The following is a 7,204-nucleotide window of genomic DNA, read 5'->3' on the forward strand; positions in this document are numbered from 1 at the left end:
TGGTGGGTCGTGAGCGATTCGAACGCTCGACCAACGGATTAAAAGTCCGCTGCTCTACCGACTGAGCTAACGACCCGATAAGCTGTGCATTATAGGGAGCTTGTTTCTTTTCGTCAACTGTTTTTTTGAAATTTTCTTCAGAAAACGTAAATCGGTTGTTATTTGGCGTTAATTCTCCCGTTTTCGAGTATTAATTATGTTATGATTTTCTAATCTGTCAGTTCTGATGGATATTTTTTAGACCAAAGGATATACAACATGAAAAAATTATTGATTGCTGCGATGATGGTGGCTGGTTTGGCTGCTTGTTCTCAAGAGGCGAAACAGGAAACTCAAGAAGCGGCTTCTGCCGTTGCTTCTGATGTGAACGCTGCTGCCGAACACGCGGCTTCTGCTGCCGATGCTGCTGCTTCCGAAGCTAAAGGCGCTGCTGAACAGGCTGTTTCTGACGCTAAAGAAGCCGGTGCCGATGCGAAGGAAACTGCGGAGAAAGCAATTTCCGATGCTAAAGAAACTACCGGTAAAGCCATCGATGGTGCTAAAGAAGCCAGCGACAAAGCCTTGGACGATGCAAAAGCTGCTGTGGGCGAAGCTAAAGACGCTGCCAAAGATGCGGCTAAAGATGCTTTGGGTAAAGCTGCCGATGCAACTCAAGAAGCTGCCGACAAATTGAAAGATGCTGCTAAATAAGCCTGTGTCCGATATTTGAAAAGGCCGTCTGAAAAAATGTTTTTCAGACGGCCTTTTTGTATCGGCAGATTATTTTTTTTCTTGCTGACGCGTGTACACCAAAGAAGTCAGGATGGATGCACCCAGTGCGCCGAAGACGACGGACAGGGAAATGGAAATCGGGATATGTACCCAGTGCATAATCAGCATCTTGATACCGATAAAGCTCAATACGAAGGCCAAGCCGTATTTGAGGAAAATAAAGCGTTCGGCAAAGTCTGCCAGTAAGAAGTACATGGCACGCAGGCCTAAGATGGCAAAAATGTTGGAAGTGAGGACGATGAATGGGTCGGTGGTTACGGCAAAAATAGCGGGGATGCTGTCAACGGCGAAGATGACGTCGCTCAATTCGATCATAATCAATACTAGCAAAAGCGGCGTAGCGATGCGTTTGCCGTTTTCAATGGTAAAGAATTTTTCACCGTCAAACTGTTGGCTGGTCGGGATGACTTTTTTGAGTAGGGTCAGGATTTTGTTTTGGGAAAGGTCTTCTTCAGCTTCGGCTTCCGGCTTCATCATGTGAATGCCGGTGTATAAGAGGAAGGCGCCGAAGAGGTACAAAATCCATTCAAATTGTTGTACCAAGGCTGCGCCGATGAAGATCATGATGGCGCGCAGGACGATGGCGCCGAATACACCATAGAGCAAGATGCGGTGTTGGAATTTGGGTTCGACTTTGAAATAGCCGAAAATCATCAGGAAAACGAAGATGTTGTCGACTGCAAGGGATTTTTCGAGCACATAGCCGGTGAAGAATTCGAGGATTTTTTCTTTGGCGACAACAGCACCGTAAGCCGGGTTGCCCGCCAGTTCGAAATAGAGCCAGCCGGCAAATGCGCAGGATACGGCCACCCAAATGCCGCTCCAAGCGAGGGCTTCTTTGATGCTGACTTTGTGGGCGCCGTTTTTTTTCAGCGATACCATATCGATGGCGATCATGATTAAGACGGCAATAAAGAAGATGCCGTAAAACATCGGCGAGCCGACGGACGGGTATTGGGTCATAAACAATCCTTGTGTGTGGGGTATGGGTAAGGTTTACCAAGACAGGTAGAACATTGCTTTGGCAAAAAAGACGATAAACAGCATATGGCTGAATACGACGGCGTGTATGTATTTCGACCAGCCGACGGTGAGGGTGTGCCGTGCCATTTTGACGACGGCGATGGCAAAATGTACCAAAACGCTTATTGCCAACAGGATTTTGATGCTCAGCATGATGCCGAAAGAGCTGTCGAATGGGTGGTGCAGTATCGGCAGGTAGCGGTTGTACACCATCACGATGCCGCTGATGAACAAGGTAATGACGACAGGCGGCATCACGCGGACGGCACGATGGGACATGGCACGTTCGACTTCGCGGCGCGATTCGCGCGAAACGCGGCCGGTGTGCAAAACGGAGAGAACCAGCATTTCGAAAAATACGCCGCCGACAAAGGCAATCGCGCAATAAACGTGGATGATGTGTGCCAGTGCGTAGATACTCATGACGGGTGTTTCCGGTAATTCAGACAAGTCGTCATTGTATCACTACCGAATGCGGTTGATGTATGCGCAATTTTATGCCAAATATATTAAATTTTATAAATATTCTATTGGAATTGCCGTTTATTTTTGAAGTTAACCGTTCATCAAGAGCGTTATCTTAGTTTAATCTGTCTTTACTTATCAGAAAATATATTAATGAAAGGTTGTGCCATACTGTTCCATATAAAGCTTAACCCCTGATGGAGAATCAAACCATGAAGAAAACTTTTGCAAAAACTGTGACCTTGATCATGCTGGCCGCTTCTTTGGGTGCATGTGCCAATATGACTCAAACCCAACGCAACACTGCTGCTGGTGCGGTATTGGGTGGTGTGGCAGGTAACTTGATTGGTGGCGATACCGGCTCTACCTTGGGTGGTGCGGCTTTGGGTGGTGTTATCGGCAGTCAGGTTCATACCCGCTACTAATCCTTTATTCGGTTAAAAATAAAAAGGCCGTCTGAACATTCAGACGGCCTTTTGTTTTGCGGTTTATTCGTTGACGAAGGTTACGCCGGTCAGTTGCGATTGCAAAATGGCAGTACGCAAAGCAGTCAGTGCTTTCGGACGGACAAAGTTGCGACGATAGGCCAAAACGACACGGCGGTGCGGTGCAGTGCCTTCAAACGGGATAATGCTGAAAAGCATATGGTCGTTTTCGGTCAATGCGGTAGCCGGCATGACGCTGATGGCCAAACCGCTGGCAACCATGTGGCGGATGGTGTTGATGGAGCTGCCTTGCAGGGTATTGGTCAAACCTTGGATTTTCTGTTTGGAAGCCAATTCGGAACAGCTTGCCAACACTTGGTCGCGCATACAGTTGCCTTCGGACAGCAGCAACACTTGTTCTTCACCCAAAAGCTGAGGCGTAACGGCATCGAGTTCTTCAAAGTGATGGCCTTTGGGAACAATGACGAAGAAAGGTTCGTCATACAGAGGCTCGGTCACGATGCCCGGCTCTTGGAACGGTTCGGCAACGACGATTGCATCGACATCGCCACGTTTGAGCGACTCGGTCAGGATGTGGGTATAGTTCTCTTCCAGCATCAGCGGCATTTTCGGCGCGGTTTCACGCAGCGCGGTAATGAGCTTGGGCAGAAGGTAGGGGGCAACGGTGAAAATCAGGCCGAGTTTGAACGCACCTTCCAATTCGTTTTGCTCTTCATTGGCAAGGTGCTTGATGAGTTCTGCTTCTTCCAGAACCCGGCGGGCTTGGGCGACAATGCGCTCGCCTGCTTCGGTCGTGATGATGTCGTTGCTGCTACGGTCGAACAGGGATACCGACAGCTCTTCCTCCAGTTTTTTGATGGCGATGGAGAGGGTGGGCTGGCTGACAAAGCAGCGTCGTGCGGCACGTCCGAAGTGACGTTCTTGTGCGACGGCTACGATGTAACGCAATTCGGTCAAGGTCATGTGTTAAGCCTTTTTTTGTTCCGGCAGGGTGATGTTCAGCTCAAGAACGTCCAAGCCGTCTTGTTTTTCTTGGGAGATGCGGATGTCGTCCAATGATACGTTGACGTATTTGGACAGGACTTCCAACAACTCTTTACGCAAGGTCGGCAGATAATCCGGAGCTTGGCCTTCTTGTGCGCGCTCTTGCGCGATGATGATTTGCAGGCGGTCGCGCGCGACGGTGGCGGTTTTCGGCTTTCTGCCGAACAGCATATCGAGCAGTGACATGTATTAACCTCCGAACAGTCGTTTTAAGAAGCTTTTCTTCTCAGCTTCGAGGAAACGCATTTCGCGGTTTTCACCCAAGAGGCGGGCGATAACGTCCTTGTAGGCTTCTGCTGCTGCGGCATTGTCTTGGTGGATGACAGGTTCGCCGGCGTTGGAAGCTTGCAGGACGTTTTGTGATTCAGGAATCACACCGATCAACGGGATGCGCAAGATATCGCAGATGTCTTGTACAGACAGCATTTCGCCTTTAGCCACGCGCTCAGGGGAGTAGCGGGTAATCAGCAGGTGCTCTTTAACAGTGCTGCCTTGTTCTGCTTTGCGGGATTTGCTTTGCAAAATGCCCAAGATACGGTCGGAGTCGCGGACGCTGGATACTTCCGGATTGGTGGTAATGATGGCTTCGTCGGCAAAGTAGAGTGCCATCAGTGCACCTTGTTCGATACCGGCAGGAGAGTCGCAGATAATGAATTCGAAGCCCATTTTTTCGCTGGCCAGCTCTTTCATCACATTGTCCACGCCTTCGCGGGTCAGTGCGTCTTTGTCGCGGGTTTGCGAGGCGGGCAGGATGTAGAGGTTTTCGCAGTTTTTGTCTTTAATCAGGGCTTGGTTGAGTGTGGCTTCGCCTTGGATGACGTTGATGAGGTCGTATACGACGCGGCGTTCGCAACCCATAATCAGGTCAAGGTTGCGCAAACCGACGTCGAAGTCGATCACAGCAGTTTTGTGGCCGCGCAGGGCCAGGCCGGTTGCGATGCTGGCGCTGGTAGTGGTCTTGCCTACGCCGCCTTTACCTGAAGTTACTACGATGATTTTGGACACGATATTTCCTTTTTAAGTACTGATGTTTATTCGGCGTCGATTGCGCTGATAACCAGTCGGTTGTCTTGCAATGATACTTGTACGGGTTTTTTGTGCAGATGCTCGGGCAGGTCTTGCTCGAAGTTGCGGTAGATGCCGGCAACGGAGACTAATTCGGCCTGCATGGAATGAATAAAGATGCGCGCGTTGGTATTGCCTTTTGCACCGGCCAACGCTCTGCCGCGCATGGGGGCGTAAATATGGATGTTGCCGTCGGCGATAAGTTCCGCACCTTGGCTGACGATGCCGGTAACGATGAGGTCGCCGTTTTCAGCGTAAACCTGCTGGCCGGTACGCACGGGCGTGCTGACCAATACGGTCGGATTGTTGATAACGGTGGCTTGTACGTCTTGCGGCTGCGGTGCTTGGCGAGGAGTAGGTGCTGCCTGTGTGTCGGCTGCTTGGGTGGAATTGCCTTGTTTGAAGACCAAGTGGTAACGCGCTGCCGCTGTCGCCCATGTGTCGCTGGTGTGGTGCAGCCCTAAAATTTGCATACCGTAACGGGCAAACAGGGAAATCATGCCGCCCAAATCGATGGATTCGGGATGGTCGAAATCTTGTACGTCTAAAATGAAGGGAACGAATTCGTCTTGGGATTGGCCTGCCAGTTGGCGCAGGAATTCTTCCAATTCGGTTAGATCTGCGGTGTGCAGATGGATGGATAAGACGTCCAAACGTGACGTTTTTATGTCGAATGCGGGTTTCATTGTAATGAAATAATAAAATTTTTTAATGACGTAAGTTTACCGTGTAAATCTTGGCTATTCAATCTGTTTGGCCGTCTGAAACCAAAATATTTTGTTTGAACGTTTTTCAGCTGTATTTAGTGTGGTTTTTTGGTGTGAACACAGGTTTCAGACGGCCTTGGGAAAGGGGTAGCCGTGTGTGTCGATGTCATCGGCGGCGGCCCACGGCGTGTGGATGATGGTGGACGGTAGGTGCGCCAATTCGGGGAGGTAACTGCGGATGTAGCTGCCGTCGGGGTCGATTTGGTGCGAACGGTGGGCATAGCGGACGGTGGCTGTGTCTTGGGCGGCAAGGTGCCAGTTGGCTTGGTTGAGTGCGGGGTCGGTGCCGGTTTGGACGGAGGCTGTCCACGCGATACCTTGGTTGGGATCGAGGTTGAGGGCATGGCAGAAATAGTGGGCGCACAGCTGCTGGAGAACAGGATGTAGGTGGCCGGTGGCTTCAAGGCTGCGGATGGAGGCGTCGATGATGGGTACGCCGGTTTGGCCGTTGCGCCAGTATTCGCGCACCGGGGCGGCATCGGTTGTTTCGGGTAGGCGGCGGTGGTAGGCGAGCTGGTAGCAGTAGTCGCGGAAAATAAGCTTGTCCAGCCACTCGAAATGTCGGTTTGCCAAGCCTTCGGCAGCCAGCAGGCGCGGTGAAATGCAGCCTGCGGACAGGTAGGCATTGAGGAGGCTGGTGTTTTTTCGTGCCGGAAAATTTTGGGTAATCGGGTAGTGAACCAAATTTTGTTTGAACGCGTGCCATTGCGTTAAGGCCGCGGTTTCGCCGCCCTGTTGATAGGCAGGCAATACTGCGCCACTATGGGCTGGAAACAGTGGAACGTTTTGCCCGGTTTGAACAGGCAATTCGGTTTCAGACGGCCTTTGTCCTGAATAAGCCTGCAACCATGCTTGTTTATAGGCGGCAAAATTGGTGTAGGGCAGGCCGTTGGCATCCATGAGGGGGGCTTTAGCCAAGATACCGCGGTCGTTGGTGTGTTGCAGGGCAATGCCTGCACGGTCGAAATTGTGCCAGAGGAGGTTGTCTTGGCGGATTTCGGCTTCGGTGTAGGCTTCGTCAGTGATGACGGTATGGGCATGGAGCGCAGCAGCCAAGGGGAGGAGGTCTTCGTCGGAAGCGACGGCATATAAGGGAATATGGTGTGCCGCCAGACGGGTATGTAGCTCTTGCGCGGCTTGATAATGGAACAGGCTTTGACGCGGATTGTGGTTTTCAGACGGCCTTTGGCTGACCCAGACGCAGGCGATGGGCAAACCGCTTGCGACGGCGGCATTAAGCGCGGCATTGTCGTGCAGGCGGAGGTTGCGGCGGAACCAGACAAGGACGTGGGCAGATTTCATGAGCATGTTCCGACGGAAAAGGGGAAACCATTTTATCAGAATCGGCCTTATGTATCAGGCCGTCTGAAAAATCTTTTGGTTTGATTTCGCTATATAATTTTGGTTTTAGCAACGAGATGCAACCATGACCGAGCAAACCGTTTTGGCACTCATTACCTGCCAAACCTATCCCGAACCGTCGGACAATCTGAAAACATTGGCGGCATGCTTGGAAAGCATGGGCGTGAAAACCGTATTTGATACGTGGCAAAACCATCCGTCCGCGCCGTTTTTGCTGCCTTTGTGCGCATGGGATTATGCCGCCGAACCCGAAGCCTTCCG

Annotated in this window: 9 protein-coding genes, 1 tRNA gene and 1 pseudogene; 3 read left to right on the plus strand and 8 right to left on the minus strand. The window is 51.1% G+C overall.

Going from position 1 to position 7,204, the window contains the following annotated elements:
- Positions 1-76: transfer RNA gene (locus tag Q1M25_RS06620), tRNA-Lys, on the minus strand.
- A gap of 182 nt (positions 77-258) precedes the next feature.
- On the opposite strand from Q1M25_RS06620, the gene Q1M25_RS06625 reads away from it, so the two are divergent.
- Positions 259-690, plus strand: a complete 432-nt coding sequence (locus tag Q1M25_RS06625; RefSeq protein ID WP_003749309.1) for a hypothetical protein — start codon at positions 259-261, stop codon at positions 688-690.
- A 69-nt stretch (positions 691-759) separates the two neighbouring features.
- On the opposite strand, the gene Q1M25_RS06630 is transcribed toward Q1M25_RS06625, so the two are convergent.
- A complete protein-coding gene (locus Q1M25_RS06630) occupies positions 760-1,734 on the minus strand; it encodes a TerC family protein (RefSeq protein WP_049330771.1) in 975 nt (324 codons plus the stop codon).
- 33 nt (positions 1,735-1,767) lie between these two features.
- Positions 1,768-2,217, minus strand: a complete 450-nt coding sequence (locus Q1M25_RS06635; RefSeq protein WP_070814098.1) for a CopD family copper resistance protein — start codon at positions 2,215-2,217, stop codon at positions 1,768-1,770.
- A gap of 254 nt (positions 2,218-2,471) precedes the next feature.
- Here Q1M25_RS06635 and Q1M25_RS06640 point away from each other — a divergent pair, with 254 nt between their 5' ends.
- Positions 2,472-2,684: a glycine zipper 2TM domain-containing protein gene (locus tag Q1M25_RS06640; RefSeq protein ID WP_003684747.1), complete on the plus strand. Its 213-nt coding sequence runs from the start codon at positions 2,472-2,474 to the stop codon at positions 2,682-2,684.
- A gap of 63 nt (positions 2,685-2,747) precedes the next feature.
- Here Q1M25_RS06640 and Q1M25_RS06645 read toward each other — a convergent pair whose 3' ends face one another.
- From Q1M25_RS06645 to Q1M25_RS06665, 5 genes are all read right to left on the minus strand, one after another.
- Positions 2,748-3,668 (minus strand): hydrogen peroxide-inducible genes activator, encoded by a 921-nt coding sequence (locus tag Q1M25_RS06645; protein WP_049330768.1) that lies wholly within the window; start codon positions 3,666-3,668, stop codon positions 2,748-2,750.
- Positions 3,669-3,671: 3 nt separating this feature from the next.
- Positions 3,672-3,935: a cell division topological specificity factor MinE gene (minE, locus tag Q1M25_RS06650; RefSeq protein ID WP_003680625.1), complete on the minus strand. Its 264-nt coding sequence runs from the start codon at positions 3,933-3,935 to the stop codon at positions 3,672-3,674.
- Between the two features lie 3 nt (positions 3,936-3,938).
- Entirely contained in the window at positions 3,939-4,754 is an 816-nt protein-coding gene (gene minD / locus Q1M25_RS06655; RefSeq protein ID WP_049330767.1) for a septum site-determining protein MinD, read from the minus strand.
- A gap of 26 nt (positions 4,755-4,780) precedes the next feature.
- A complete protein-coding gene (minC, locus tag Q1M25_RS06660) occupies positions 4,781-5,500 on the minus strand; it encodes a septum site-determining protein MinC (RefSeq protein ID WP_300483185.1) in 720 nt (239 codons plus the stop codon).
- Positions 5,501-5,647: 147 nt separating this feature from the next.
- Positions 5,648-6,883 (minus strand): FAD-binding domain-containing protein, encoded by a 1,236-nt coding sequence (locus tag Q1M25_RS06665; protein ID WP_300483188.1) that lies wholly within the window; start codon positions 6,881-6,883, stop codon positions 5,648-5,650.
- A gap of 124 nt (positions 6,884-7,007) precedes the next feature.
- Between Q1M25_RS06665 and Q1M25_RS06670 the strand changes: the two are divergent.
- Positions 7,008-7,204 (plus strand): annotated as a pseudogene (locus Q1M25_RS06670) (glutathione synthetase); the annotation flags it as partial.

Origin of the sequence: uncultured Neisseria sp. (assembly GCF_951230505.1) — a bacterium.
Taxonomy (GTDB): domain Bacteria; phylum Pseudomonadota; class Gammaproteobacteria; order Burkholderiales; family Neisseriaceae; genus Neisseria.

What these genes read in the sequence shown, in the direction of transcription:
- Q1M25_RS06625 (WP_003749309.1), top strand. Translation starts at nt 259, where the DNA reads ATGAAAAAATTATTGATTGCTGCGATGATGGTGGCTGGTTTGGCTGCT.
- Q1M25_RS06630 (WP_049330771.1), bottom strand. Translation starts at nt 1,734, where the DNA reads ATGACCCAATACCCGTCCGTCGGCTCGCCGATGTTTTACGGCATCTTC.
- Q1M25_RS06635 (WP_070814098.1), bottom strand. Translation starts at nt 2,217, where the DNA reads ATGAGTATCTACGCACTGGCACACATCATCCACGTTTATTGCGCGATT.
- Q1M25_RS06640 (WP_003684747.1), top strand. Translation starts at nt 2,472, where the DNA reads ATGAAGAAAACTTTTGCAAAAACTGTGACCTTGATCATGCTGGCCGCT.
- Q1M25_RS06645 (WP_049330768.1), bottom strand. Translation starts at nt 3,668, where the DNA reads ATGACCTTGACCGAATTGCGTTACATCGTAGCCGTCGCACAAGAACGT.
- minE (WP_003680625.1), bottom strand. Translation starts at nt 3,935, where the DNA reads ATGTCACTGCTCGATATGCTGTTCGGCAGAAAGCCGAAAACCGCCACC.
- minC (WP_300483185.1), bottom strand. Translation starts at nt 5,500, where the DNA reads ATGAAACCCGCATTCGACATAAAAACGTCACGTTTGGACGTCTTATCC.
- Q1M25_RS06665 (WP_300483188.1), bottom strand. Translation starts at nt 6,883, where the DNA reads ATGAAATCTGCCCACGTCCTTGTCTGGTTCCGCCGCAACCTCCGCCTG.